Source organism: Flavobacterium cheonhonense, assembly GCF_035671315.1.
GTDB lineage: Bacteria > Bacteroidota > Bacteroidia > Flavobacteriales > Flavobacteriaceae > Flavobacterium > Flavobacterium cheonhonense.
Genome location: NZ_JAXAVY010000006.1, coordinates 87575 through 113493 on the forward strand (window position 1 = coordinate 87575; position 25919 = coordinate 113493).

General features: G+C 37.8%; 26 protein-coding genes. 8 read left to right on the plus strand and 18 right to left on the minus strand.

Annotation, left to right across the window (positions count from 1 at the left end):
* Window positions 1-15: 15 nt before the first annotated feature.
* From SK086_RS12080 to SK086_RS12095, 4 genes are all read left to right on the plus strand, one after another.
* A complete protein-coding gene (locus SK086_RS12080) occupies window positions 16-3225 on the plus strand; it encodes an efflux RND transporter permease subunit (protein WP_324691919.1) in 3210 nt (1069 codons plus the stop codon).
* 16 nt (window positions 3226-3241) lie between these two features.
* Entirely contained in the window at window positions 3242-3547 is a 306-nt protein-coding gene (locus SK086_RS12085) for a hypothetical protein (RefSeq protein WP_324691920.1), read from the plus strand.
* 11 nt (window positions 3548-3558) lie between these two features.
* Window positions 3559-3744: a YgaP family membrane protein gene (locus tag SK086_RS12090; protein ID WP_290876787.1), complete on the plus strand. Its 186-nt coding sequence runs from the start codon at window positions 3559-3561 to the stop codon at window positions 3742-3744.
* Between the two features lie 109 nt (window positions 3745-3853).
* Window positions 3854-5893, plus strand: coding sequence for a M13 family metallopeptidase (locus SK086_RS12095; protein ID WP_324691921.1), 2040 nt, complete (start codon window positions 3854-3856; stop codon window positions 5891-5893).
* Between the two features lie 36 nt (window positions 5894-5929).
* Here SK086_RS12095 and SK086_RS12100 read toward each other — a convergent pair whose 3' ends face one another.
* The 7 genes from SK086_RS12100 to rsfS all read right to left on the minus strand — a co-directional run bounded on the left by SK086_RS12100 (window position 5930) and on the right by rsfS (window position 11484).
* Entirely contained in the window at window positions 5930-6706 is a 777-nt protein-coding gene (locus SK086_RS12100) for a superoxide dismutase (RefSeq protein ID WP_324691923.1), read from the minus strand.
* Window positions 6707-6709: 3 nt separating this feature from the next.
* The gene (locus SK086_RS12105; RefSeq protein ID WP_290876781.1) at window positions 6710-6985 is read right to left on the minus strand and encodes an acyl-CoA-binding protein; all 276 of its coding nucleotides are present in this window, start codon (window positions 6983-6985) and stop codon (window positions 6710-6712) included.
* Window positions 6986-6993: 8 nt separating this feature from the next.
* Entirely contained in the window at window positions 6994-7644 is a 651-nt protein-coding gene (locus SK086_RS12110; protein ID WP_324691924.1) for a phosphatidylserine decarboxylase family protein, read from the minus strand.
* The gene (locus SK086_RS12115) at window positions 7634-8437 is read right to left on the minus strand and encodes a phosphatidate cytidylyltransferase (RefSeq protein ID WP_324691925.1); all 804 of its coding nucleotides are present in this window, start codon (window positions 8435-8437) and stop codon (window positions 7634-7636) included. The genes SK086_RS12110 and SK086_RS12115 overlap by 11 nt, the downstream gene beginning before the upstream one ends.
* 1 nt (window position 8438) lies before the next feature.
* Window positions 8439-9044, minus strand: a complete 606-nt coding sequence (locus SK086_RS12120) for an LUD domain-containing protein (protein WP_290876696.1) — start codon at window positions 9042-9044, stop codon at window positions 8439-8441.
* A 114-nt stretch (window positions 9045-9158) separates the two neighbouring features.
* Window positions 9159-11093: an ATP-dependent zinc metalloprotease FtsH gene (ftsH, locus tag SK086_RS12125; protein ID WP_290876697.1), complete on the minus strand. Its 1935-nt coding sequence runs from the start codon at window positions 11091-11093 to the stop codon at window positions 9159-9161.
* 19 nt (window positions 11094-11112) lie between these two features.
* Window positions 11113-11484, minus strand: a complete 372-nt coding sequence (gene rsfS / locus SK086_RS12130) for a ribosome silencing factor (protein ID WP_290876698.1) — start codon at window positions 11482-11484, stop codon at window positions 11113-11115.
* Between the two features lie 94 nt (window positions 11485-11578).
* Between rsfS and SK086_RS12135 the strand changes: the two genes are divergently transcribed.
* A complete protein-coding gene (locus tag SK086_RS12135) occupies window positions 11579-12307 on the plus strand; it encodes a biotin--[acetyl-CoA-carboxylase] ligase (protein WP_324691926.1) in 729 nt (242 codons plus the stop codon).
* 5 nt (window positions 12308-12312) lie between these two features.
* Here SK086_RS12135 and SK086_RS12140 read toward each other — a convergent pair whose 3' ends face one another.
* The 9 genes from SK086_RS12140 to SK086_RS12180 form a co-directional block, all read right to left on the minus strand.
* Window positions 12313-12684, minus strand: coding sequence for a VOC family protein (locus SK086_RS12140; protein ID WP_324691927.1), 372 nt, complete (start codon window positions 12682-12684; stop codon window positions 12313-12315).
* Window positions 12685-12839: 155 nt separating this feature from the next.
* Complete coding sequence (locus tag SK086_RS12145; protein ID WP_290876702.1) at window positions 12840-13067, minus strand: hypothetical protein; 228 nt, start codon at window positions 13065-13067, stop codon at window positions 12840-12842.
* A 39-nt stretch (window positions 13068-13106) separates the two neighbouring features.
* The gene (locus tag SK086_RS12150; protein ID WP_324691928.1) at window positions 13107-13673 is read right to left on the minus strand and encodes a hypothetical protein; all 567 of its coding nucleotides are present in this window, start codon (window positions 13671-13673) and stop codon (window positions 13107-13109) included.
* 311 nt (window positions 13674-13984) lie between these two features.
* Window positions 13985-14599, minus strand: coding sequence for a response regulator transcription factor (locus tag SK086_RS12155; RefSeq protein ID WP_290876706.1), 615 nt, complete (start codon window positions 14597-14599; stop codon window positions 13985-13987).
* Window positions 14596-16383 (minus strand): ATP-binding protein, encoded by a 1788-nt coding sequence (locus SK086_RS12160; protein ID WP_324691930.1) that lies wholly within the window; start codon window positions 16381-16383, stop codon window positions 14596-14598. The genes SK086_RS12155 and SK086_RS12160 overlap by 4 nt, the downstream gene beginning before the upstream one ends.
* A 4-nt stretch (window positions 16384-16387) precedes the next feature.
* Window positions 16388-16837 (minus strand): hypothetical protein, encoded by a 450-nt coding sequence (locus tag SK086_RS12165; protein WP_324691931.1) that lies wholly within the window; start codon window positions 16835-16837, stop codon window positions 16388-16390.
* 111 nt (window positions 16838-16948) lie between these two features.
* Complete coding sequence (locus tag SK086_RS12170) at window positions 16949-18115, minus strand: DUF1501 domain-containing protein (RefSeq protein ID WP_324691932.1); 1167 nt, start codon at window positions 18113-18115, stop codon at window positions 16949-16951.
* 2 nt (window positions 18116-18117) lie between these two features.
* The gene (locus SK086_RS12175; protein ID WP_324691933.1) at window positions 18118-19503 is read right to left on the minus strand and encodes a DUF1800 domain-containing protein; all 1386 of its coding nucleotides are present in this window, start codon (window positions 19501-19503) and stop codon (window positions 18118-18120) included.
* A 1-nt stretch (window position 19504) separates the two neighbouring features.
* Entirely contained in the window at window positions 19505-20317 is an 813-nt protein-coding gene (locus SK086_RS12180; RefSeq protein ID WP_324691934.1) for a hypothetical protein, read from the minus strand.
* A gap of 140 nt (window positions 20318-20457) precedes the next feature.
* Between SK086_RS12180 and SK086_RS12185 the strand changes: the two genes are divergently transcribed.
* Window positions 20458-21945, plus strand: a complete 1488-nt coding sequence (locus SK086_RS12185; protein WP_324691936.1) for an aminotransferase class V-fold PLP-dependent enzyme — start codon at window positions 20458-20460, stop codon at window positions 21943-21945.
* A gap of 16 nt (window positions 21946-21961) precedes the next feature.
* On the opposite strand, the gene SK086_RS12190 is transcribed toward SK086_RS12185, so the two are convergent.
* Window positions 21962-22834 (minus strand): lysophospholipid acyltransferase family protein, encoded by an 873-nt coding sequence (locus tag SK086_RS12190; RefSeq protein ID WP_324691938.1) that lies wholly within the window; start codon window positions 22832-22834, stop codon window positions 21962-21964.
* Between the two features lie 128 nt (window positions 22835-22962).
* On the opposite strand from SK086_RS12190, the gene SK086_RS12195 reads away from it, so the two are divergent.
* Window positions 22963-23592 carry a rhomboid family intramembrane serine protease gene (locus SK086_RS12195; protein WP_324691939.1) on the plus strand — a complete coding sequence of 210 codons (630 nt, stop codon included), beginning with the start codon at window positions 22963-22965 and terminating at the stop codon, window positions 23590-23592.
* 50 nt (window positions 23593-23642) lie between these two features.
* Window positions 23643-24341: an SIMPL domain-containing protein gene (locus SK086_RS12200; RefSeq protein WP_324691940.1), complete on the plus strand. Its 699-nt coding sequence runs from the start codon at window positions 23643-23645 to the stop codon at window positions 24339-24341.
* Between the two features lie 71 nt (window positions 24342-24412).
* Here the strand turns inward: SK086_RS12200 and SK086_RS12205 are convergent, their stop codons facing one another.
* Entirely contained in the window at window positions 24413-24937 is a 525-nt protein-coding gene (locus SK086_RS12205) for a hypothetical protein (RefSeq protein WP_324691941.1), read from the minus strand.
* Window positions 24938-25919: the final 982 nt, after the last annotated feature.

Sequence of the window (25919 nt, forward strand, 5' to 3'; positions counted from 1 at the left end):
TCTAAAAATCTAAAAATGCAAGAAGGTATATCAGGTAAAATAGCCCATTTTTTCATCAATTCGAAGTTAACGATACTGTTAATGGTTGGATTAATGATCATTGGTGTATACAGTTCGTTTCTCATTCCGAGAGAAGAAGAACCGCAAATTAATGTTCCGATGGCCGACGTAATGGTAGGTTATCCGGGAGCGAGTCCGAGTGAAGTAGAAAGTCGGGTCGTAAAACCATTAGAAAAAATTCTTTCCAACATCAAAGGCGTAGAACACGTGCATAGTATGGCAATGAATGGTCAGGCGATGTTGATTGTCCAATTTTATGTAGGTCAAGATGTGGAACGCTCGTATGTGAAACTATACGACGAGTTGGCCAAACACGAAAATATATTCCCGCAAGGCGTGTACAAACCGATGGTGAAAACGCGTTCTATCGACGATGTTCCGATGTTGGGATTAACGTTGTGGAGCGAAAAATTAAACGATTTTGAAATCCGTCAAGTGGCGGAAGAAGTGACTTCGGAAATTGAAAAAGTCAAAGATGTAGCCATCACCAAAGAAATCGGTGGTCGAAACCGCGAAGTGAAAGTGGTGTTAGACAAAGACAAAATGGCCGAAAACGGTGTGGATGCATTAAGTATTATGCAAATGATTCAAGCCAATAACGGCAGCTCGCAATCGGGTAGTTTTGTTTCCGCCGATAAAGAATATTTGGTAACTACGGGTGAGTTTTTACAAACCGCCGAAGATGTCGAAAACTTGGTAGTGGGCGTCAATGCCAATCTACCGGTTTATTTAAAACAAGTGGCTTCGGTGCAAGACGGACCTTCAACACCAAGAAGTTATGTGTCTTTCGGATACGGAAAAGCCAATGAAAAATTCGCTAAAAACAATTCAGAATATCCGGCCGTTACCATTTCAGTTGGTAAGGTAAAAGGTGCCGATGCAATGAAAATTTCCGAAAAGATCTTGGAGAAAGTCGACCATTTAAAACAAACCTTAATCACCGATGATGTTCATGTAGAAGTTACCCGTAACTACGGCGAAACCGCTTCGGATAAAGTAGGTGAGTTGTTGTTACACTTAGGCATTGCGATTATAGCCGTAACCATTTTGGTGATGTTGGCCATGGGCTGGCGAGGTGGTTTGGTGGTGTTTTTCTCAGTGCCACTGACCTTTGCTTTAACGTTGTTCGCTTATTATATGTTAGGCTATACGTTGAACAGAATCACCTTATTCGCCTTAGTTTTCGTGGTTGGAATTGTGGTAGACGACAGTATCATCATCGCCGAAAACATGCACCGACATTTCAAAATGAAGCGACTGCCGTTCAAACAAGCTGCCATTTATGCGATTAACGAAGTTGGGAATCCAACCATTTTAGCCACGTTTACGGTTATAGCGGCCATTTTACCTATGGCATTTGTATCCGGCATGATGGGACCCTATATGAGTCCGATGCCGATTGGCGCTTCGATTGCCATGCTATTATCGTTGTTCGTGGCGTTGACTGTTACGCCGTATCTAGGTTACCATTTATTACACGAAAAAGAAGCACAAGAACACAAAGCCGAACAAGGACTTGAAACGTCATGGATTTACAAAATCTACAGCAAAATGGAACGTCCTTTTTTGGAAAGTTCTAAAAAACGCCGTTTGATGTTAGGGATAACCGTATTGTTACTTTTGGGTTCGGTGTTGATGTTCTTTACCAAATCGGTGGCGGTGAAAATGTTGCCTTTTGACAATAAAAACGAGTTCCAAGTCGTAATAGACATGCCGGAAGGTACTACTTTAGAACGAACTGCGGCGGTAACTCAGGAAATCGCTCAATACCTTTCTACGGTTCCAGAAGTGGTGAATTACCAAAACTACATTGGTACTTCGGCTCCAATAACTTTTAACGGTTTGGTACGTCATTACGATATGCGTGGCGGGAGCAATATGGCGGATATTCAGGTGAATTTGTTGCACAAGGAAGACCGCGATTTACAAAGTCATGACATCGCTAAAATCGTTCGTCCGGAAGCGCAGAAAATTGCTAAAAAATACGGCGCTAACGTAAAAATTATCGAAGTGCCGCCCGGACCGCCGGTATTATCGACTTTAGTAGCCGAAATTTACGGACCGGATTACAAGGAGCAAATTAAAGTAGCCAACCAAGTCAAAAATATCTTAGAAAACACCACCGATATCGTGGATGTCGATTGGATGACCGAAGACAATCAAACCGAATACCGCTTGGAAGTCGATAAAGAAAAGGCGATGTTAAACGGAATCGCGCCACAGCAAGTAGTAGGCAATTTGACCTATTTATTGAAAGAATATCCTGTGTCTAATTTGTACGATGAACATTCGAATGATAATGTAGGCATCGTATTGGCTTTAGACGACAAAGACAAAACGAGTTTACAAGACATTCAAAGCTTAAAAATCAAGGGCAGTCGCGGCAATGTCGTTCCGGTAAGTGATTTGGTAAAAGTGGTACAAGATACGCTGCAAAAAACCATTTACCGCAAAGACCAGAAAAGAGTCGTGTATGTAACAGCTGATATGGCCGGCGCTTTGGAAAGTCCGGTGTACGCTATCTTAGGGATGAACGAAAAGCTGCAAAAAATGCAATTGCCGAAAGGGTATAAGGTTAACGAATTGTATATGGAACAGCCTTCGGATGAAAGTGATTTTACCGTAAAATGGGATGGTGAGTGGCAGATTACTTTGGAAGTATTCCGCGATTTAGGAGCGGCTTTCTTAATCGTAATTGTCATCATTTACATGTTGATTGTAGGTTGGTTCCAAAACTTCAAAACACCTATGGTAATGATGATGGCGATACCACTTTCTTTGGTCGGAATTGTGTTAGGACACTGGTTATTGGGAGCTTTCTTTACCGCTACTTCTTTTATCGGAATGATTGCTTTAGCTGGTGTTATGGTACGAAATTCAGTGTTGCTCATTGACTTTATCGAAATCCGATTGAACGATGGTATTCCGTTGAAACAAGCCATTATTGAAGCCGGAGCAGTGCGTACTACTCCAATTTTACTAACCACCGGAGCGGTTGTAATAGGAGCTTCTATTATTTTATTTGATCCGATATTCCAAGGTTTGGCGATTTCGTTAGTATTTGGAGCTATAGTTTCCACTCTGCTAACCTTGATTGTAGTGCCATTGATTTACTATATCACCGAGAGAAAAAAATGGGAATCAAATTCCGTTGAAAAACAATAACTTAAAGATTATACAGATGAAACTTTTAATCATTACTGCCATAGCTGAATTTGAAAACGAAGTGAAGCAAATTTTAAAAAAGGCAGCCGTAAAAAAATACTCTTATAATCCTGTAACAGGTTTTAGAGATGCCACTGAGGAAGATGTCGAATCAAATTGGTTCGGAACAGCAATGACCCAAAACGAGTCTTTGATGTTTTATGCTTATACAGAAAATGAGAATGTTGCTATCGTTTATGATGCGGTCAAGGCATTCAATGATTCTCAAGAAACAATGTCGAACATTCACGTAGCTATACTCGATATAGAAAAAACTAACTAAAAAAGGATACCATGAAAAACAGAATCATCAGAGCTGTAGCAGGAACTTTTATCTTAATCAGTTTATTATTGGCGATTTATGTCAATCAAAATTGGTTGTGGTTCACGGCTTTTGTCGGTGCTAATTTGCTGCAATCTTCCATTACCAAATGGTGTTTGATGGAAGATATATTAACCAAATTAGGAGTTAAAGACTAACAGTTAAGCCACCTTCGGGTGGTTTTTTTATGTTTCATTTTAACAAATGCATTACATTTGGTAACATTTTATTTAAAATGAAGTCCAATAGCCATTTAAAAACAATACTATGAAATTACTAACCAAACTAACCATAGGTTTATTTTCAGCTGCTTTACTGGTGAGTTGTAACCAAAAAGAGGCCGATTTTATTGATCCTTTGGTAACCAACCGAGATACAACAGTCAATCCGGGTGATGACTTTTTTATGTACGCCAACGGCGGCTGGTTCAAACGAAATCCGATTCCTGACAGCGAAAGAAGTAACGGAATTTTCAGAACGATAGGCGATACCATTAATTCACAAATCAAACAAATTTGTGAAAAATCGGCTAAGATGACCGATGCGCCTAAAGGTAGTAACGAACAAAAAATTGGCGATTTCTATGCTTCCGGTATGGACACGCTACAAATTGAAAAAGTAGGCTTATCTCCTTTAAAAGCCGATTTAGACAGAATCAAAGCCGTTAGCGATGTCCCTTCTTTATTAAATACTATTGCGTACTTACATACTATCGGAGCTAATCCGGCTTTTTCTTTGTATGTGGGTCAAGACGATAAAAACAGTGCCAAATACGCCATCTTTTTAGGACAAGGCGGATTAGGATTGGGTAACCGCGATTACTATTTCAATACGGATAAAGAAACAGTAAACATTCGTGCCGAATATGTGAAGCATTTGGAAAAAATGGGACTTTTGATGGGTAAATCGTCAGAGACAGCTAAAGCCAATGCCTTAGTGATTATGAAATTGGAAACAGAATTGGCGCAAAACTCTCGTAAGTTAGAAGCGCTTCGTGATCCGATTAAAAATTATAACAAAATGGGGTTAGCCCAAATCAATGCATCTACTCCGAATATCGATTGGAAATCCATGACGGCTAACATTGGTATTAAAAATGCGGATACCGTTATTGTAGGTCAACCTGAGTTTTACAAAGCCTTAAACCAAATGGTCAAAAGCTATACTATTGAGGATTGGAAAACGTATTTGGAATGGGATTTGGTGAATTCGTATGCTTCGTATTTGCACAATGCTATTGAGAAGCAAAATTTCTATTTCTATTCAACTGTAATGAGTGGCGTAAAAGAGCAAAAGCCACGTTGGAAGCGTATAGTGGAGCAAACTGATGGCGCTTTGGGTGAACTGATAGGACAAGTATATGTAAAAGAGTATTTGCCGGAAGGTTCCAAAGAAAAACTACTCGAAATCGGAAACAACATCAGAACGGTTTATGCAGAGCGTATCAAAAAGCTGGATTGGATGAGTGAGGAAACCAAGAAAAAAGCGCTTTACAAGTTGAGTAAAATTGTCATGAAAGTGGGTTATCCAGATAAGTGGAAAGACATGAGTAGCGTAAACATCAATAGAGGAACGTATTTGTCGAACGTAATGGCTACGAATAAATGGGCGATTAAAGAAATGGTGTCTAAATTCGGCAAACCGGTTGATCGCACCGAATGGGGTATGTATCCACAAACTTACAATGCTTACTACAATCCGAGTAACAATGAAATTTGTGTGCCGGCTTGTAATATTTTAGTGCCTGGTTTTGAAGGCAGAATGCCGGATGATGCTGTGTTGTATGGTATTATCGGAGGTTCTACTTTTGGTCACGAAATCACCCACGGATTTGACGACCAAGGCAGTCAATACGATGAAAAAGGCAACTTAAACAATTGGTGGACAGCAGAAGATTTGAAAAAATTCAAAGCCAAAACCAAATTAATTGTGGAGCAGTTCAGTCAGTTTGAAGCTTTGCCGGGTAAGTTTGTTAACGGCGATGCTACGCAAGGTGAAAACATAGCCGATTTGGGTGGTGTGGTAATGGGGTTTGAAGCCTTTAAGAAAACACCTCAGTATCAAAACAAGCAAAAAATCAGCGGTTTAACTCCTGAGCAACGTTTCTTCTTGGCTTACGGTTATGCTTGGATGGTCAACATTAAACCGGAAGCTTTGGCCAATCAGTTGTTAACCGATGTGCATTCGCCGGCTAAGTTCAGAATCAATGGACCGTTGCAAAACAATCCGGATTTTCATAAAGCCTTCAACATTAAACCGGGCAGTAAAATGCGCAGACCGGACAATTTGAAAGTTGAAATTTGGTAATCAAAAAAATCCCTAATCAAACGATTAGGGATTTTTTTATTTAACTGTATTGGCTTCGAGATACCGGTCGGTGACTTTCTTCCAATTAATGACTTTAAAAAATGCTTCGATGTATTTTTTGCGTTTGTATTGGTAATCCAAATAATAAGCATGTTCCCAAACATCCAAACACAAAATAGGTGTGCCTTTAACAGTTTGGTTGGGCATTAAAGGATTATCTTGATTAGCAGTTGCGGTAACCGATAATTTACCGGCTTTGTCAACAACCAACCAAGCCCAACCCGAACCGAATTGTTTTTCAGCGGCGTCGGCAAATTGGTTTTTGAACACTTCAAAAGAGCCAAAATCACGCGTAATAACCGTGGCTAAGGTATCTTTAGGTTCACCGCCACTTTTGGGTGCCATACCTTCAAAAAATAGCGTATGATTGTAATATCCACCAGCATTGTTGCGCAAATCGGCATTGCTCATGTCTAATTTTTTCAAAATATCTTCAATGGCTAAGTCAACCATATTCGGATCGGCAGCAACCAATTTGTTTAAATTGTTGGTGTATGTCAAGTAATGTTTCGAATAATGTACTTCCATGGTCAAAATGTCGATACTCGGCATTAAGGCATTGTATTCATACGGTAATTTGGCTAAGTTAAACTGACCGCTTTCGGCACTAACATCATCGGGATGACCTATGGTTACTTTTTCTTCTGCGGAAGGCAACGGCACTTCAACTACTTCGGTGAGTTTTTTTCTTTGACAAGAAGGCAATAAGAAAGCGAATGAAATACCTAAAACAACAACAAATATCTTTTTCATATTTTACTTATTTTCATTTACAATGGCATGTATGGCTTTGATGTATGCTTCTTTGGCTTCTTCTACAGTTAAATGACTGATTTGCATCCATGCATTGGTTTTAAAAGCATTACGCAAATCAAAAGCCGGAGAATTATTGTATTCGATGGTTCCGAAAGTGGCTTGTTTGTAAAAAGCATACAAACGCAATTGCACATCTTGCGGGAGTGAAGATTGTGTCATTTGAGAAGCTATGGCAACAGCCTCTTGAAATCGAGCTTCTAAGTCTTTTTCCGACATGGTGCTTCTTATTTAGAAACAATTACAGTTTGATTTCCTACCGCTTTTTGTTGTAATTTTACATCTACCTTAGTTCCCAAAGGCAGATAAATATCGACGCGAGAACCGAATTTGATGAATCCGGCATCGTCACCTTGGGTAACTTCCTGACCTTCTTCGGCATAATTAACAATTCGACGCGCTAAAGCACCGGCAATTTGACGGTACAAGATTTCGCCGAAAGCTTCGGTTTCAATAACTACAGTAGTTCTTTCGTTTTCGGTACTGGCTTTTGGATGCCAAGCTACTAAATATTTTCCGGGATGGTATTTGCTGAATTTGATTTTACCTGAAGCGGCATATCGAGTGACGTGTACATTGATAGGCGACATGAAAATCGAAACTTGCAAACGTTTGTCTTTAAAGTATTCTTCTTCAAATACTTCTTCAATCACCACTACTTTTCCGTCAACTGGCGCTAAAATGGTGTTTTTATTTGGGTTGATTTTACGATTCGGATTTCTGAAGAACTGTAGTATCATCACAAAGAAGAACAAGACCAATAATTGAACTGTCATTTTCAGCCAAGCTAAATGAATGAATTTATCGGCTAGCAGCAAGGCCGCAATAAAACTGACCAATGCGATGAAAATGATTTTATAACCTTCTTTATGAAACATAATAGATAATTTGGTAAAACAAATAAACAAATGGTGCCACAAATATAATACTATCCAAGCGATCTAGAAAACCCCCGTGTCCGGGCATGATGTTGCCACTGTCTTTTACACCGGCGAGTCTTTTGAATTTGGATTCAATTAAATCGCCTAAGGTACCGAAAGTGGTCACTAATAAGGCAATGATTATCCAGCGAATGATAGATTCTTGCAAATAAAATTGGGCTAACAACACTCCGGCTATCATGGCGAAAACCAATCCGCCGCTAAAACCTTCTATGGTTTTTTTGGGAGAAATTCTTTCGAATAATTTGGTTTTTCCCATAGTGATACCAACCAAATAAGCAAAAGTATCATTGGTCCAAATGAGGATCAAAATGGCAATGATGATCTCCGGATGGTAACTATTGGAAATGAATGGAATTTTAGTAAAAATGATAATCGGAATAATCAAATATCCAATCAAGAATACATATTTGGACTGCTTGTCTAAAAAACGGTTTTTCTTTTCAAATAAGAAAACTAACGAACGAATCGAAACCAATAAAGCGGCTATCAAAAGCAAAATTTCGTTGGTTTTTACGGTATTGTCTAAATTAAAAAGGATGTAACCCAATGTCGCCAAAAGCAAAGGGAAAACCGGTTTTAAACCTACTAGTTTACAAAATTCTCCCACTGAAAACAATAACAAAACACCAAAGAGTAACAAAAAACTGTAAGGCGAATAAAGTGTAGCACCAACCAGCAACAGCACATAAACTGCTCCGGATAAAGCTCTTGTTACGGTAGTTGTCATTTTATAAATCTTCTAAAAGCAAGAGGTATAAATTCTTGGCTGTGCTTCCGTATTGTAGGAAGTCTTCGTCCTTAGCTTTTTCGAAATATTTGATGGTAGTGATATTGGTTGGATAATCTTTATCGTACTTCTTTTTAATCACACGCAAACCGTCGCTTTTGGATTCTAAAATCTGGCTGGTAGTGGCTAAAATGATGATGTTGATTGGTAAGTCGTTTGGCTTATTTTGTTTTATTTGGTTGGAAGAAAATAATACAGAACCTTCATCGGCTATAAGGTTTTCACAACTGGCAAATAAAAATTTCGGATTCGTTGGTTTATCATAGATCAGTTTGTTTTCGTCTAACATACTGAACAATTTAGGCTCATAACAAAGGGCTTCGCATTCAAACCAATCGTTTTCTTCTAAAATATTTAAGAATTGGTCTTTGACTTCATTGAGGTTTTCACAATACAAAAACTTCCCACCATTTTTCTTAAAGTTATAAGTAAACTTCTCGTCTACAGGTAGTAGTGAAAAGCTGGAAGGAGCATTGTTGAATTCGCTTTGACTTTCTTCGTCAGAGGCATCGTTTCCTGTGCCAAAAATTTTTCTGAAAAGACTCATGCTGATTGTTTATAATCGGGTTTGGTTTTTGAAATCCTTCAAAGATAAAAAAATCTTAATTCAAAAGTATGTTTTGAATTAAGATTTTAAAAAAATGTTAAAAAAGAATCGGACTTATTCGCTTACAGTTTCAGCTACAGTTTCTTCGGTTGAGTCACCGAAAGGTCGTTTGCCGAAAATGGCTTCTAAATCGTCTTTAAAGATGACTTCTTTCTCGATTAATATATTGGCCAATTGCTCTAATTTTTCCTTGTTATCTTGAAGGATTTTGATAGCTCTTTGGTATTCGTTTTCAATCAAAGCTGAAATTTCCTGATCGATAACCAAGGCGGTTTCTTCAGAGTATGGTTTAGAGAAATTGTATTCGCTTTGACCGGTAGAATCGTAATAAGTAATGTTGCCTAATTTATCGTTCAATCCGTAAATGGTAACCATAGCACGAGCTTGTTTGGTCACTTTTTCCAAATCGCTCAAAGCGCCGGTTGAAATTTTGTTAAACATTACTTTTTCTGCCGCGCGTCCGCCCATGGTTGCACACATTTCGTCTAACATCTGTTCGGGACGAACAATCAAACGCTCTTCTGGTAAATACCAAGCGGCTCCTAAACTTTGTCCGCGAGGAACAATAGTTACTTTCACTAATGGCGCTGCGTGTTCCAGCATCCAGCTTACAGTGGCATGCCCGGCTTCGTGTACGGCAATAGCGCGTTTTTCTTCCGGAGTTACGATTTTATTTTTCTTTTCTAAACCACCAACAATTCGGTCAACAGCATCCAAGAAATCTTGTTTGTCAACCGCTGTTTTGTTGTTTCTGGCCGCAATTAAAGCCGCTTCATTACAAACATTGGCAATATCAGCACCAGAGAATCCAGGGGTTTGTTTGGCTAAGAAATCGATGTCTAAACCATCAACTTTTTTCAATGGTTTTAAATGCACTTCGAAAATTTCTTTACGCTCTCTAACATCCGGTAAGTCAACATAAATTTGACGATCGAAACGTCCGGCACGCATCAAAGCCTTGTCCAAAACATCAGCTCTGTTGGTGGCTGCCAACACGATAACATGTGTATTGGTGCCGAAACCGTCCATTTCGGTAAGGAGTTGATTTAAGGTGTTTTCTCTTTCGTCGTTAGAGCCTGAGAAGTTGTTTTTGCCACGTGCTCTACCTACGGCATCAATTTCATCGATAAAGATGATAGCCGGTGATTTGTCTTTGGCTTGTTTGAATAAATCTCTAACACGTGAAGCACCAACACCTACGAACATTTCCACGAAATCAGAACCTGACAACGAGAAGAAAGGTACTTTGGCTTCACCAGCTACAGCTTTAGCTAGTAATGTTTTTCCGGTTCCCGGAGGGCCGACTAACAAAGCTCCTTTTGGAATTTTACCTCCTAATGTGGTATATTTTTCTGGGTTTCTTAGGAATTCAACAATTTCTTGTATTTCCTCTTTGGCGCCTTCTAATCCGGCAACGTCTTTGAAAGTAGTTTTTAAATCTGTTTTTTCATCAAATAATTTGGCTTTCGATTTGCCAATGTTGAATATTTGACCGCCGCCACCTCCGGCTCCGCCACCCGACATTCTTCGCATGATTAACACCCAAAGTCCGATGATGATAATGATAGGCAATAAACCAATGAAGATTTCCGACCAATTGCTTTTCGGCTTGAAATCGAAGTCTTTTAGTTTGCCTTCTTGTTTGGCTTTCTCAATTTTGTTTTGAAAAACCTCGTCGTTTCCGATATCGAATGAGTAGTGTGGCCCTTTGTTAGGATTGCCCAACATGTCTTTGGCCAACTTGCTGTGCGTTTTATCTTTAAGGGCGGCTGCTGTTAAATAAGCTTCTCCTTCGGTTTTATTGTAAATGACAACTTTTTCAATTTGTCCTTTGTCTAAGTACTCATTGAATTTTGAGGATGAAATTTTAGCCGTTTCCTGAAAACCGGAACCGCCGATGTAATTTAATCCAAAAAATGCAATAATTAATCCGGCGTATATCCACCAAGGACTAAACTTAAAATTATTAGGTTTCTTTTCCGTAGCCATATAGTATTAGCGCAATTTTTTAATAGTTAGTAGGAATCGATGTAATTTGGGCGTCACCCCAAAGTCCTTCAATATTGTAGAACTCTCGAATTTGTTTTTGGAAAACGTGTACGACTATGTTAACATAATCCATTAAAACCCACTCACCATTGTCCGTACCTTCCACGTGCCAAGGTTTGTCTTTTAATTCTTTGGAAACTAATTTTTGGATGGAGTTAACGATGGCGTTAACTTGGGTATTTGAATTACCGTTGCAAATTACAAAATAATCGCATACAGCGGTATCGATAGCTCTTAAATCGAGTATGTCTATGTCATTTCCTTTTACTTCTTCAATGCCTTTGATGATACTGGCTAATAGTACATCAGTGTTTACTGCTTTTTTAGTCATCTAGTATTTATGTGTATTTGGCAAAGGTATTACTTTTTGTCCTTATTTTTGCTTAACAAAACTTTAAAAAAATTCACTTTACTTTATTTGTACTATGCCTCTAATCAAACTCGATGCCATAGATTCTACCAACGATTTTTTAAAGCAGTTGGCCAAAGAAAAGTGGTTAGAAAACTATACGGCTGTCATGGCTTTTGAGCAAACTAAAGGCCGCGGACAAATGGGTTCGGAATGGGTTAGCGAGCCTGGTAAAAACCTTACTGTTAGCGTGTTAGTAAAAGATGTGCCTGTGGAAATGGTTTCTATTTACGATTTTAATGTGGCTGTTGCTTTGGCAGGTGTTGCTTTGTTACAATGGAATGGAATTGAAAAAGTGAATGTCAAATGGCCTAACGACATAATGGCAGAGCAAAAAAAAGTCGGTGGCATATTGATTGAAAACTCCCTAAAATCTGATGGTACTTTTACGGCGGTTGTTGGTTTCGGGTTGAATCTGAATCAAACCGATTTTGAATTGTTACCGCAAGCCAATTCGCTAACCAATATTACCCATAAAGTTTACGATGTTGAAGCCATGGCTAAAGATTTCATTAAATCACTGAAGTTGCATTTGATTCTTTTTCCGGAGCGGGCAGAAGAGGCATGGACGCGTTATGACGAGCTTTTGTTTAAAAGAGGTAAACCGGCAGCTTTTGAGTCGGCTGACGGCACTCGTTTTATGGGTATGATACAAACGGTTACGCGTGACGGAAAGCTGGCTGTTTTGTTAAACGATGACAGTGTGGTTTATTATGATTTGAAAGAGGTTAAACTGTTGTATTAATCGGGCTATTTTCGGAATGCTCCAAAATGCCATAAGATGCCTGATGGATCATGTACATAGCATTCTTTTCCCCAATCAAATTCTCTTACCCCAACAATTTTAACTGATTTGTATTTTTCGGTTAGCTTTAACTCCGTTATGCGATTATAAAATTCGATAGCATCAGCCACTTCTACAAAAACCATAGAATTGTTGACCCAATCTTCCACATAAGCTTTTTGCAGATAAAACCCCAAGTTACCCATTTTGAAAAGGCATAAGTGCTCCGACAGTTCTATTTTTTCAAAACCTAAATCACAATAAAAATTCATTGAAATTGTATAGTCTTTTGCGCCGATGAAAGGTCTGATGGAAAGCATGTTGTTTATCATATTCATTTTTATTGGATTGGGCTAAAATACAAAAATCGTATTTCAAAACCTCTTAGGGAAGGTCACATGAAATACGATCGGTGTACTTTACACTCTGAAACCACTGCTTAAAGTCTCAAAATAAACAACAGTCGGAGTGATAGGTTAGATTTCAGGGAGCATCAACGCATACTGCTTTGTACAAATTGCAACAGCGTTTTGCGTTCTACCGGAGCGGGAAATATTTTAAAGCAACGATCTACCGCAGCGGCTATTCTTACTCGTGGAAAATCGGGAAATTCTTCGGCAATAATTTGGATGATAAACCTTCTTTCGTGGGGCTTTTCAGCATTGATGAATGGTTTTTCATAAATTATTTTGCACTGATTTTCAATATTAGTCCAACACATGATTTTGTTATTTTAGATTTTGTTTATGCTTATTATTCTTTATTTCATCTCTATGGCCCAACTGTAAACTATGGTACAAAAGCCACCGGTTTTTTTTCGGTCAATTTCTCCATCTGCCAAAAATTCATCTCCGAATCTTTCAAACATCGAGATGAAACCCATATCTCTGTCGGGGATTCTTGCTAAAGCTTTTCCAATGTGCGGCAACGCTTTTTTGGTAATTTCCAACCAAGTTATATTGGTGCCTAAAATATTTTCGGTTGGGCCTAAAGCATCAATTCCAAGTTCTTTAGCAATGTCTTGTAAAGCGTTGGCTGCATTTCTGACATCCGATCTGGAATGACGCACATAAAAGTGTACGTTGAGTTCTTTCCCGGGGGGCATACTTCTTTGCAACAGTAACAAGCCTTCGCTTCCAGGAGCATCATCGTCAAAGTGAATATTGTTTTCTTGATTAGGAGTAACTTTAATCGGATCAGTCGGAATGGTGGTCACTACCATTTTATCGGGATCAGAAGGATGTTCTGCCACAACAACAAAATAAAGTTGCCATCTTTTTTTCGGACGGTCAATGGTAAGCTGATTAATTTCCAGTCTAATTTTCATCTAGCGGTGTCTTTTAGAATAGTATCATAACAGATTTCAATTATTGTCCTTCAAACTTTAAAGTAATAACTAAAAAAAAAAATGAGGACTAGAGTTAATTGTAGTCTTTGTTATGATGAAATAAACCTGCCCTTGTTCGAAAGATCAAATACCACTAAAAATTTTTCAAAAAAAGAGGGCAGGTTTTTATTTTATTAACTAACCAAAACTTAATTAAATTAGGTTTTTGATTTTATAAAATTCGGAAAAGTAAAGCACAAAAAAAATCCCCATCAATGGGGATTTTTATATCTGATTTAAATGTAATAATCTTACAAATAGTCATATTTGCGTTCTAAGGCGAATTTTGTTAAGTCGTTTTTGCCGATGGTTTTGATTTTTTTTGACATATTTTTTCGGTGAGAATCGACGGTTGATTTTTCAATAAAAAGTATTTCGGCAATTTCTTGAGACGATTTTCCTTCGGCTATGAGTTGTAGAATTTCTTTCTCGCGTGAACTGAAAAATAATTCATTTTTGGAAACTTCGTATTCGTTTTCGGCTTCATTAACAAAATAGGAGTATCCTTGACTTACTGCTCGAATAGCATCAAGAACAGTTTGTAGAGACGAGTTTTTCATGATATAGCCTGACGCACCAGCTTCTTTCATTTGAGAAATGGCATCATCGTGGTCAAACATGCTGAAGGCAATGATTTTAGTATCGGGCAATTCTGCTTTTATGGTTTTGGTAGCCAATATACCGTCGCACTTGGGCATACGGATATCAGTGATAATAACCTTAGGTTTGAGTTTTCGCGCATTTTCAATTAATGAAAAACCATCATTGGCGTGACCGATGATTTGAATGTCTCTTTCATTTTTGAGAAATGATTTCATTCCGTCGATCAGTGCTTGGTGATCTTCTGCTATGATTACAGTTATCATAATGGGATGTCTATTAGTATGGTTGTGCCTTTACCTTCAAAACTATCTATATTGAAAGTACCGTTAAGTTGTTCTACTTTTTTGGTGATATTGTTTAAGCCCATGCCTTCTTTTTTGGCTATGTTTTTTGCATTAAAACCTTTGCCGTTGTCTTCAATAATGATGTTGATGCTATCTTCATCTTGAGTTAAACTAACTGTAATTTCGCTCGCTTCAGCATGTTTGATAGCGTTGGTTAGTATTTCTTGAATCATTCTGAACAAGTTAACTTCCATAGCATTTTCAAACCTTTTGGTCATCCCGAATGGTACTACTTGGACTTTAAGTTTACTCGGAATGGCCATTTTCTTCGCAATGTTTTGAACGGCAGGAACCAATCCTTCACTACCAATAACACCGGCATTTTTGGCATGTGCTATCCCGCGTACTTTTTGGTAGGCTTCTTCTATTAACTCGTTGGTTTTGTCAAAGAGTTCTTGTCCGTTTTCATTATTGTCTTTTTGCGAATAAAGATTTTGAAAATTGAGTTTCAGTGTTGCCAAAATACTACCCAAATTATCGTGTAAATCGTTGGCAATTTTTAGCCGCTCTTTTTCTTGACCTTCCAAAATTTTGTCAATTTCTTTTAACTCTTGGTCTTTTAATACATTTTCCAGTTTTTGGCTTTGGATAAGTCGCTCTTGTTCGGCTATTTTCTTTTTTTTGTTGATATGACTGATACGGAAATAGGCACCAGCAGAAAATAATAGAAAAACACCAATAAAACTGTAGATGATCAATTGGTTTTTTTCGTCTTTCAGCTTTAATTCTTGGTTTTCCAGTTCTTTTTCTCTGGTTTCATATTTGGTGTTGATGTCACGGATGATTTTGTTTTCTTCTTGGTCACTTATTTCACTTTCGTATTTTTTTTTCTTATCAAGAGATTCCAATGCTTTTTCATAGTTCTTCATTTCTCGGTAAGTTTCAGATAAGAACTGATAGATATTGGCATTAAAAAGAATTCTGTAATTCTCAAATTTTAAAGTAAATGTCTTTTCGTATAAGGGTATGGCTTTTTCGGGTTTTCCTTCCTGTCTGTAAATTCCGGCATAGTTGATATAAACATAAGCAATACCTTCCTCAAAATTGTATTTCTTACATTTCTCTAAAGATAACCCCAGATAATAGCGAGCCATTTTGAAATCCTTCAGATTTACCCGATAAGTAATACCAATTCTTCTATCGTATATTGTTTCATCGATGTAAAATTTATTTTTTTTTGCAATTCTTTTACCAACTTGAAAAACTCGAATTGCTTCAAGAGGTAATGAGTCCATAAGATTACTGCCAACTTCTAAGTAGGCTGAACTCAATAATTTTGGTTTATTGTTTTTTATTGCATAAGCTATTGCTTCGTCAAGAAGCGATTTGTAATCTTTGTATTTATAATCACTAAATCTTTTTTGTTCTGCAATAGTTATGGACAATTCCATAGCCTTGTCTAAATCATTAGACTTAAGATATAGTGCTCTGGCCTTTACAAAATGTTCTACGGCTCCAACGCCGGAGTTACGAAGATATTGTGTTTTTCCCGAGAGGTGTTCATAAAGAGCTTGGTCTTTTATAGAAAATTCTTTGGTGTAGAGCTTTCTCAATTCGGCCAAACGTGTAGTATATTCTAGTTTGTCAAATTTAGACTCAAACTCTTTTAACGCTCTACTTTGAGCGTATGATACCACTGCATTAAAAATAACTACTGCAACAGTTAAGTATATCTTATTGTATGTTTTTTTTTTTTCAAACATTTATCTATCCAATATATCCATTACCGCTAGATCCCGGAGGTGAACCGGCTTCTAAATACACATAAACTCCTTTTTTGTAGTTCTCAATATATTCGTTATCGGCACTGTTCTTTTCCGGATTAAAGCCAATGCCATCATGGATGTAAACGGTAACAGTATCACCTTCTTTTATGGAAGTAATATCTTTGTCTCCTTTTTTTAAGTAACTGTCGTTTAAATCTGAAAAACGAAAATTTTCAATATTCAAAGTAGAATCCGGTGGATATTTACTAAAATCTTTCGTGTTACCGTCTTTGGTTTGTAAAATTCCGACTATGGCAAATCGCTCTTTATTACAGATGTTGTAAAAAGCACTGATGTAAAAAGTATCCGGACTAATGTCAGTTGTTTGAACTTTTAAATTGAATGTTTGGGCTTTACAGTCAAAGGTTCCTTTTGATTCGTAAACTTTCATGATTTTTTGGTTATATTGTTTAGTCCAAAGATGAGAATTTATTTTGTAAAAAAAAATCCCTACTATTAGGGATTTTATCTTATGATTTTTAGGTAAAAATGCTACAAAAATTTAAAAAAGGCCAACAAAGGGTTTAGTATTAATCCCAATGGACTCCGCATCAAATGCTAGTTTATGTTTAAGTAAAGCGGCATATACACTTCTAAAATCGATTTGGTGTTTGAGATCGCCTTCGTCCAAATCGGATAAATTTGGATTGTTACCCAACACTTTTCCTTGATTGCTACCGCCAATTATAAACATCGGTGCTGCCGTTCCGTGATCGGTTCCGTTACCGTTGTCTTTTACTCTTCTGCCAAATTCCGAAAAAACAACCAAAGTTACATTTTGCAACAAGTTGGCTGTTTTTAAGTCGCTGTAAAAACTATAAACAGCCGCATCTAACTCTTCTAAATTGCGCTGGTGTATAGCTAATTGATTGTCGTGAGTGTCATAACCGTTTTGAGAAGTGTAATACACCTTAGAGTTCAAATTGCCTTTGATAAGTCGAGCTATCCATTCTAAGTTCTTTCCTAAATTGGTTTTAGGATAACTTATTTCTGTAGTCGATTTAGCCAGTGCTTGTTGAATTTCCGCTGAGCCTTCGGTAACGGAATTCGCAATTTTCCGGACAAAATCCAATTGCGGATTGTCGGATAGTTTTATGTTTTCGTCTTTATCATTTCGAATTTTAAAACGATTTGGATCTTTCACTGTGATAAAGTTGGGTTCGTTGCCTTTCAAAGCCAAATTGTCTATGGTATCCAAATTGATTCCCGCAGTTGGTTGGTGTTCTTTGCATTGTAAATCCAAGTAGCGACCTAGCCAACCTTCATTTAAGTAATGGTTTGAATCCGAGGCCGTTTGCCAGATTTCCTGACTCCGAAAATGCGAACGATTGGGATTAGGATAGCCCACATTTTGCAGTATGGTTAAGTCGCCTTTTTCTTGTATCTCGGCAAAATTTTTCAAAGCCGGATGGAAAGCCATACCCTTGTTTTTCGAGATAATATTGTCCTTAGAAAGGGCAATTTTGGTTCTCAATTCGTAATACAACGGGTTGTCGTAAGGAATAAAAGTATTCAGCCCGTCGTTACCGCCATTGAGTTGTATAAATACTAGACATTGTTCGCCTTTTACCAAACCGGACTGATTCCCAAACGCATGAAGAAAGTTCGGTAACAATAATGTACCGCCTGTAAAAGTACCTGTTAGGGTTAAAAAGTTTCTTCTGTTCATCCTTAAATGATTTGAAATTCGGGTGTTTTGATCATCGCATTGAACAATCTAAGTACAGCGTTATCAGCATTTTCTGCTTTGGGGTTGAAATCATATTTCAATATGGATTCCCATTCTTGTTGCCAATTTTCATCTTTTTTAAATAGCAATCTGTTGCTCAATTCAGAAATGATAGCTAAGTGATTACCGTTTTTATTGTAGTTTACTTTTACGTTCAATTTAGGCATGCTTTCTGTCATGCTGTCTTCGGTAAACTGTATTCTTCGGTTCCAACTTCGACCGTCGCAAAGCAGATCGGCTACATTATTTCGTTGCAAATAAATCTGCGAAGTCAACCACTCTTTCCCGCCATTCCAACCTTTTACATTGGGCTGGTTGAATAAATCCATGCCTTGTTGTTTCAAGAAGAAAGCTATAAGTTTTGGATTCATATTCGAGGCATTCAATTCGTGCATCAGTTGCAGTATGTATACCAACGGATCTTTGATTTTGCTTCCGGCATTGTCTTTCTGGAATTCTTCAGTAAAGATTTTGGTCAGCAATGGTTTTATTTCAAAATTTACTTTTCTGAAATAATCCCCGTAGTAGTTTACCAATGTTTCGGTCGGCGAATCGTAAATGAACCACTGTAATATTTTTCGAGTGAGTAAATAAGGAACCGCCTTTTGTTCGAAAATGATATCTACCAAGTCATCCGCTTTGAATGTGCCGGTTTTACCGAAATAGGTGATGGTATCATTGTTTTTCAACAATTTTCGATACATTGCTTTGTCTTCACCAAGATTTAATCCGGCCAAACCTTTAGCGCCGTTTTTGATGTCTTCTTCTGAATAATTTCCAATACCTAAGGTGAAAAGCTCTAACAATTCACGACTCAAATTTTCATTGATTTTGTCTCGTCGGTTGTCTACATTATCCAAATACCGAACCATCGCATTGGTTTGCAATACTTGCTTGGTAAGGGTTTTAAAATTCCCGAAAGCATGTTCTCGTAACAGTTGATTGTGTTGGAAAACCCAATGGTTAACTTTTACCTTTTGGTAGGTCGACACAAAATGATTGTGCCAAAAGCAAGTCATTTTTTCCCTTAACGGATAGTCTTCAGACTGCATTTTTGAAATCCACCACGACTTCATTTCAAACGAAACTTGAAGCTCTTTTTTGAGCATTTCTTTCGCTTCTTCGGCGGAACTACTTTGTAAAGTTTGTCTTTTCGCTCTTAAGGCTTGTAGCGTTTTTGGACTGTCCTTTAAAAATTCCGGAATGTCCGGGCTGAATTTTGACGCAAAGGAAGCTTCGAGAAATTGCTCTAATCCCATTGTAGCAATGAGTGGGCTTTGCTTTCCCGAAAAGCCTAAACGAATCGACCAAAGGTTGTGTTTGTCCATTTTATCTTCTGCCTCTAACGGGCGCTCTTTTGGTTTTTACGACTTTTACAGTTCCTCTTCTGTTTTTATGAACTACGGTTGTACCTCTTCGGTTGTGAACCACAAGGGTAGAAGAGTGGCGTCTTGGCGTGTATGCTCTTCTCGCTACTATTACACGTCTGCCGGCAGGGCGATAGTAAACCCGATGTGGCGCGCAATGAGCATAAAATACAGGATGTGCTATCGGACGCCAAGGTTTCCACCAACGAGGATAATAGCCCCAACGGTAAGGAGAAACCCAGACCACATAACGCGGTCCGAATAAAAAGCGCACACTTGGCCAAAACCATACATTAACTGTGACTACTTGGATATCAGTCTCAAAAGCATTTGGTCCGCCTTTAGAAGGCTTCAGACTTTCTCTTTCATCGGTAGGTTCGATTATAGAATTTTCAGGATATAAATCGGTATCGCCCTCAATTTGAAGTACTGCCTGATCTTCTCCTGTTTTTTCAATTCCGATGGTGGCGATGTCTTGTTTTTCTTTTTCATTGAGGTAAGTGCTTAGTACAACAATGTGCGAATCACCTTCTTTGATGTCTTCTACTACGATGTAATCAATATCATCGTCGTTGTTGAGGTCGAGATTATTTACACTATTATTTTCCTCATTGAGCAATTTTTCAAATTCTTCTAGTGAATTGGCTTTTTTAAACATGGCCAAAGCGCCTTCCAAACTAAAATCGTATCCTGTATGAGCGGGACGATTGTCAACCTGACTAAATGCTGTTGTCATTCCCAATACAACCAACAGCGATGATAAATGTTTTTTCATATCTAAAGAAGTTTTGAGGTAAGACCTATTGGTAAAGATAAGGTTTAAATGCAGACAGATTTTTATCGATTTGTCAACAAACCGCATTTTATTATCCTAAAAATAAAAATAATGTATCTTTGAGCACAAATAATTGCATTATGATTACTACCACTACCCAAACGGCATTAGAGCAGTATTTTCAACAGTTTCGTAAAGATATCATTGGCATCGATCAAGTGTTCGAGTCGCCTTTTGGGATGAAAAAAATCATTTATACCGATTGGACGGCCAGTGGTAGGTTATACCGACCTATTGAGGAAAAACTAATGCACACGTTTGGTCCTTTTGTGGCGAATACGCATACAGAAACTACGGTTTCGGGGACTGCTATGACAATGGCGTATCACGAAGCACGTCACATCATTAAAAAACATGTCAATGCCAATGAAAATGATGTGTTGATCAATGATGGTACGGGAATGACCGGTGTAGTAAATAAGTTTCAAAGAATCCTTGGTTTGAGAATTCCTGAGAATCTGAAAGCTTTTGCTACCATACCTGATGAAGTAAAACCGATAGTTTTCATTTCCCACATGGAACACCATTCCAACCAAACTTCTTGGCTCGAATCTATAGCTGATGTGGTCGTAATTCCTGCTAATGAAGAAGGCTTATTGTGTATGGAATCGCTTAAGTCTTTGTTGGAAAAATACCAAGACAGAAGTTTTAAAATTGCTTCCATAACGTCGTGTTCCAATGTCACCGGTATTCAAACGCCGTATCATGAAGTCGCCAAATTAATGCACGAAAATAAAGGCGTTTGCTTTGTTGATTTTGCGTGTTCCGGACCTTATGTAGATATTAATATGCATCCTGATGAGGAAAGTTACTTGGATGCTATTTTCTTTTCTCCTCACAAATTTTTGGGTGGGCCAGGTACTTCCGGAGTATTGATTTTTAACAAGAATCTCTATAAGAATAACGTACCTGATTGTCCGGGTGGCGGAACTGTATCATGGACAAATCCTTGGGGAGAACACAAGTATATTGACAACATTGAAGATAGAGAAGATGGCGGAACGCCCGGCTTTTTACAGGTAATAAAGACTGCTTTAGCCATTCAGTTGAAAGAGCAAATGGGTGTAAAAAATATTTTGGAGCGTGAGCACGAATTGGTAGACTATGTTTTTGCTGAGTTAAGCCCCATTGCGAACCTTCATATTTTAGCAGGACAACACCAGGATAGGTTAGGGGTTATTTCTTTTTATATCGATAATTTACACTACAACTTAGGAGTGAAATTATTAAATGATCGTTTCGGAATTCAAACCCGTGGTGGTTGCAGTTGTGCCGGTACATACGGACACTATTTGTTGCATGTAGATCAAGAAACTTCACACGATTTGGTGTGCCAAATTACTTCAGGCGATTTGATTAAAAAACCGGGATGGATCAGAATGTCGATTCACCCAACCACAACCACTGAGGAAATTCAGTTTGTTTGTGATAGCATTAAAGCCTTAGCTGAAAATCATGCTGATTGGGGCAAAGACTACCAATACAATGCAAAGAGTAATGAGTTTATCCATCAAAATGCCAAACAGGCCGAGAAGCAAATGGTGAAATCTTGGTTTATTCAGGGCTAGTGCAGTAAGTTTTTTGTTATTTTTTCTTGTGTTTCCATCGTTTGTGTGTCCACAAATAGTATTCCGGCGCCTCTAAAATTTGTTTTTCAACCCGACGTAAAAACTCATCTGAAATTTGATAGTTCGGCACTGTTGACGGCTGGTCGAACATCGTTTCAAAAGTAGCTTCATAATAGCCGCGTTTTACTTTTTTCACTTTCAGGAAAATGACATTCATATCAAATCGTTTTACCAACATTTCGGCTCCCGTATGCACCGGAGTTTCCAAGCCCATAAAAGTACCCCAGTGGTGGGTTTTACTGAGTTGAGGCGATTGGTCGCTGGCAAATCCGTAAAGTCCCAAGTGATTGTCACGGTAGTTTTTTTCGATGGTCGGAATAGTTTCACTTGTAGTAATCAACACTGCTTTGAACTTTAATCTGATGTCTTTCACTAATTTATCGAAGTATTTGTTGGCGATTTTTTTATAAATGGCATAGCTGGTCAAAGCGCTGTATTTGTTCAAAGAAATAGCCCATTCATAACTGGCATAATGCGCCATCATGACGGCGATGCTTTTGCCTTCTTTTTCCATATTGGTCAAAGTTTCCAAATTGGTGAATGAAAAACGCTTGTCCATTTCTTTTTCGGAAAGCGACATGGTTTTAATCATCTCCAAAAACATATCACACAAATGATGATAGGATTTTTTTTCGATAACCAAACGCTCTTTTGCACTCAGATGAGGCAATGCTATGGCTAAATTATGACGGACTATTTTCTTTCGATAGCCAATAACATAGTAAACCAATCCATAAACCATATCCGAAAAAAGATAGAGGATTCTGAAGGGTAAAATCGAGATAAACCAAATGATGGGATATAACAGAAAAAAAACTAATAATTGCATGCCGCTTATTTTGTGCAAATATAAAGTTTAATGCGATTTTATCCGATGCATATTAGCAAAACCTGAGGAAGTATTGCTAATTTTACGCGACAGACTTTTACGCCAACAATAAAAGAATCTATTTGTTTATGGGAAACCAATTTTTATGGGCTTTGATTATAGCCAATGTACTCATCAGCTTTAAAGGGTTTAACGATACGCTTTTTTATCGAAAATACCTTTTTCATGTCGGTAGCATCAGAGCAGGTGAGCAAATCCGAATGATCAGTTCCGGCTTTTTACATGCCGATGAAATACATTTGGCTTTCAATATGATTACGCTCTATTCTTTTGCGCCTATTGTCATTACTTTTCTGGGCGGCTGGTCTTTTTTGTTGATTTATTTCGGGAGTTTGATTTTCGGGAATTTATTAACCATGGTCATACACGGTAATAATTACAGCTACAGCGCAGTAGGAGCTTCGGGAGCGGTTACCGGTATTATTTATGCAGCCATTTTATTGTTTCCTCAAATGCAGATTTACGGTTTTATTCCGGGTTATGTTTTTGGGGTGTTGTATTTGCTGTATTCTATTTACGGGATGCGTGCCAAGAACGATAATATCGGACATACGGCTCATTTTGGCGGTGCTATCGGCGGTTATGTTATTACCCTGCTGAAAGAACCGGTTTTGCTTCAAACCAATACCCAATTGGTAATAGTATTGGCCATTCCTATTGTAATTCTTTTTGTAATGGCCAAACAAGGGAAGCTATAATTGGCATAACTTTTGAAATCGGAAGTTTATAAATTTAAATCAATCATATCATGAAAAAAACAGCAGTAATTTTGGCTTTGTTGGTGATGGGAATCACCCAAGCGCAAGTGCAGGAGCAAAAGGCAGTAGTACCACAAATTTCAGTTACCGGTGAAGGTAAAATCAAAGTGGTTCCAGATCAGGCATTAGTTACTGTAGGTTTTCAAAATACAGGAAAAGATGCCAAAGAAGTAAAAACACTTAATGATGAGGTAGTGGATAAAGTAATTAAGTTTTTAAAGAAAAGCGGCATCCCTGCAACTGATTACAAAACCAATAATGTTAGTTTGGGTAAGAACTACGATTATGAGAAAAAGAAGTATAATTTCCAAGCGAATCAAACCTTAACAATTGCCTTAAAAGATCTTTCTAAATACGATGAAATCATGATGGGCTTGAATGATGCCGGTATCAATAACATACAAGGAGTTGAGTTCAAATCCTCTAAAATGGAAGAACACGAAAGAGAAGCCCGTAAAAAAGCCATGCTGAATGCCAAACAAAAAGCAGCTGATTACGTTAGTGTTTTAGGACAGAAAGTAGGAAAGGCGCTTTTAATTACAGATGCCTCTAACGTGTACTTTCCCCAACCTATGTACAAAGGCAATATGATGGCTATGGCAACCGAAGCGGATGCTGTTAGAGAAACACTAGCCATAGGTGAAATTGAAATCAACACTACTGTCAGCGTTACTTTTGCTTTAGAATAATTCAGAAATTCTGAAAAATAAAAATCCCGTTTAGTTGTGCTAAACGGGATTTTTTTATGTTTAAAAAGTGATTATTTTGGTAATGGTGCACCCACGGCAACACTGCATACATGTCCGGGTTGTCCGTGAGGAGGATTCATACCGGGAGCAGTTGTAGTTTGCGCTGCATTAGGCGTTAAAATAGCAGGAGCCGAATTATTGGGTTGTGCAGTCATGCCTGGTGTTACTTGTTGCACAACAGCAGAACCAGTACCACTTGCCGGTTTCGTTTGTTTTGGTGAATTCAACGGAGCGCCAACAGCAATGTCACAACGATGTCCGGGTTGACCATGTGGTGGATTCATTCCCGGTTTAGTAGCAACGGGAGTTTGTGTCATCGTTACGGCTTGATTGTTGGTGGCAACGGGTTGTTGATTTTGTACAGGAGCATTTTGTATTACCGGTTGAGCACTTTGAGTAGGAATAGGTTGTACTCTCGGCATGATTATTTCTTTCGGTTTGGCATCGGTGGTGGTTGTACTTTCCTCTTCCTTTTTACAAGAAACGGCCAATAATGCAAAGCTCATTACTGTCCCTAAAACAATTTTTGATTTCATAACAAGTTCTTTTAGAAAACCAAAGATACTTTTTTTGATGGGATTGGCAAGAAAAATTGCGCTATGTGATTGGTTTGAAAATGTTAAAGTTCTTCTTTGATCTTGTTGCGAGGTAGTATTTCAATAATGAAAACGCTCAAATGGAATTGTCATTTTCCATTAGGGTCTATTTTATGAAGAAGAAGGATTTTGCTGAGCAACATCCTCAAAGCGATGTTTTCAAAATAAATCAAACAAAAAAAGCACTCAAGTGAACTTGGTGCTTTTTTATTATTGATTTATTTGTGGGGAGAGCAGGATTCGAACCAATTCTACAATCCCTTTGTTTATGAGGGTTTTATAAACTTGAAAAACTAGGGTCTCGATTTTGCATCTATACTGCAAAAAATTACCAAATCTTATAATGTAAATTTAATGATTATTGGTGATTTGGACAAATTAAATGGAAGGAATCATACTAATTTTTGTACTTCTTATTGAACTAGCTTGTAAGCTTTTCAGAGAACCTATAGACCTAAATCTATTTATTTTACCCTACAACATGCAACGCAAAACTTCTTCTACTGGAAGACCAGAATATTTGCAAAATTCCTCAACTGAAATATATTGATGATCTTCTTTATTCAGGTGTTTTTTTATCTTGATTAAATACAATCTTGCTTGAGTGTATTCTTTCCCCATTATGCGTTGAACATCTTTCGGGTACATGCAGATTCTTCCATTGCTTGCTCCCATTTAACTTATTGATACTTTATATATGCCTTTGGTATGTCTTTGTCATGCCGAACATATTACACAAAACTAAAAAATTTTTGAAGAACTCCACAAATTAAAATTGGTGGTTATAGTTGATTATTTGTGGGTATTGATAGAGACTCTTTTTAATGTGATTTTTATGTCTGAATCTTTGATCAAATCATTTGAGATTTAGTTGCAACGATTATCGAAATGAAAGTGAATTGTGAAAATGAGTATTAATCAA

Excerpts from the sequence above, each read along its gene's own strand:
- SK086_RS12080 (WP_324691919.1), top strand. The coding sequence starts at position 16 with ATGCAAGAAGGTATATCAGGTAAAATAGCCCATTTTTTCATCAATTCG.
- SK086_RS12085 (WP_324691920.1), top strand. The coding sequence starts at position 3,242 with ATGAAACTTTTAATCATTACTGCCATAGCTGAATTTGAAAACGAAGTG.
- SK086_RS12090 (WP_290876787.1), top strand. The coding sequence starts at position 3,559 with ATGAAAAACAGAATCATCAGAGCTGTAGCAGGAACTTTTATCTTAATC.
- SK086_RS12095 (WP_324691921.1), top strand. The coding sequence starts at position 3,854 with ATGAAATTACTAACCAAACTAACCATAGGTTTATTTTCAGCTGCTTTA.
- SK086_RS12100 (WP_324691923.1), bottom strand. The coding sequence starts at position 6,706 with ATGAAAAAGATATTTGTTGTTGTTTTAGGTATTTCATTCGCTTTCTTA.
- SK086_RS12105 (WP_290876781.1), bottom strand. The coding sequence starts at position 6,985 with ATGTCGGAAAAAGACTTAGAAGCTCGATTTCAAGAGGCTGTTGCCATA.
- SK086_RS12110 (WP_324691924.1), bottom strand. The coding sequence starts at position 7,644 with ATGTTTCATAAAGAAGGTTATAAAATCATTTTCATCGCATTGGTCAGT.
- SK086_RS12115 (WP_324691925.1), bottom strand. The coding sequence starts at position 8,437 with ATGACAACTACCGTAACAAGAGCTTTATCCGGAGCAGTTTATGTGCTG.
- SK086_RS12120 (WP_290876696.1), bottom strand. The coding sequence starts at position 9,044 with ATGAGTCTTTTCAGAAAAATTTTTGGCACAGGAAACGATGCCTCTGAC.
- ftsH (WP_290876697.1), bottom strand. The coding sequence starts at position 11,093 with ATGGCTACGGAAAAGAAACCTAATAATTTTAAGTTTAGTCCTTGGTGG.
- rsfS (WP_290876698.1), bottom strand. The coding sequence starts at position 11,484 with ATGACTAAAAAAGCAGTAAACACTGATGTACTATTAGCCAGTATCATC.
- SK086_RS12135 (WP_324691926.1), top strand. The coding sequence starts at position 11,579 with ATGCCTCTAATCAAACTCGATGCCATAGATTCTACCAACGATTTTTTA.
- SK086_RS12140 (WP_324691927.1), bottom strand. The coding sequence starts at position 12,684 with ATGAATATGATAAACAACATGCTTTCCATCAGACCTTTCATCGGCGCA.
- SK086_RS12145 (WP_290876702.1), bottom strand. The coding sequence starts at position 13,067 with ATGTGTTGGACTAATATTGAAAATCAGTGCAAAATAATTTATGAAAAA.
- SK086_RS12150 (WP_324691928.1), bottom strand. The coding sequence starts at position 13,673 with ATGAAAATTAGACTGGAAATTAATCAGCTTACCATTGACCGTCCGAAA.
- SK086_RS12155 (WP_290876706.1), bottom strand. The coding sequence starts at position 14,599 with ATGATAACTGTAATCATAGCAGAAGATCACCAAGCACTGATCGACGGA.
- SK086_RS12160 (WP_324691930.1), bottom strand. The coding sequence starts at position 16,383 with ATGTTTGAAAAAAAAAAAACATACAATAAGATATACTTAACTGTTGCA.
- SK086_RS12165 (WP_324691931.1), bottom strand. The coding sequence starts at position 16,837 with ATGAAAGTTTACGAATCAAAAGGAACCTTTGACTGTAAAGCCCAAACA.
- SK086_RS12170 (WP_324691932.1), bottom strand. The coding sequence starts at position 18,115 with ATGAACAGAAGAAACTTTTTAACCCTAACAGGTACTTTTACAGGCGGT.
- SK086_RS12175 (WP_324691933.1), bottom strand. The coding sequence starts at position 19,503 with ATGGACAAACACAACCTTTGGTCGATTCGTTTAGGCTTTTCGGGAAAG.
- SK086_RS12180 (WP_324691934.1), bottom strand. The coding sequence starts at position 20,317 with ATGAAAAAACATTTATCATCGCTGTTGGTTGTATTGGGAATGACAACA.
- SK086_RS12185 (WP_324691936.1), top strand. The coding sequence starts at position 20,458 with ATGATTACTACCACTACCCAAACGGCATTAGAGCAGTATTTTCAACAG.
- SK086_RS12190 (WP_324691938.1), bottom strand. The coding sequence starts at position 22,834 with ATGCAATTATTAGTTTTTTTTCTGTTATATCCCATCATTTGGTTTATC.
- SK086_RS12195 (WP_324691939.1), top strand. The coding sequence starts at position 22,963 with ATGGGAAACCAATTTTTATGGGCTTTGATTATAGCCAATGTACTCATC.
- SK086_RS12200 (WP_324691940.1), top strand. The coding sequence starts at position 23,643 with ATGAAAAAAACAGCAGTAATTTTGGCTTTGTTGGTGATGGGAATCACC.
- SK086_RS12205 (WP_324691941.1), bottom strand. The coding sequence starts at position 24,937 with ATGAAATCAAAAATTGTTTTAGGGACAGTAATGAGCTTTGCATTATTG.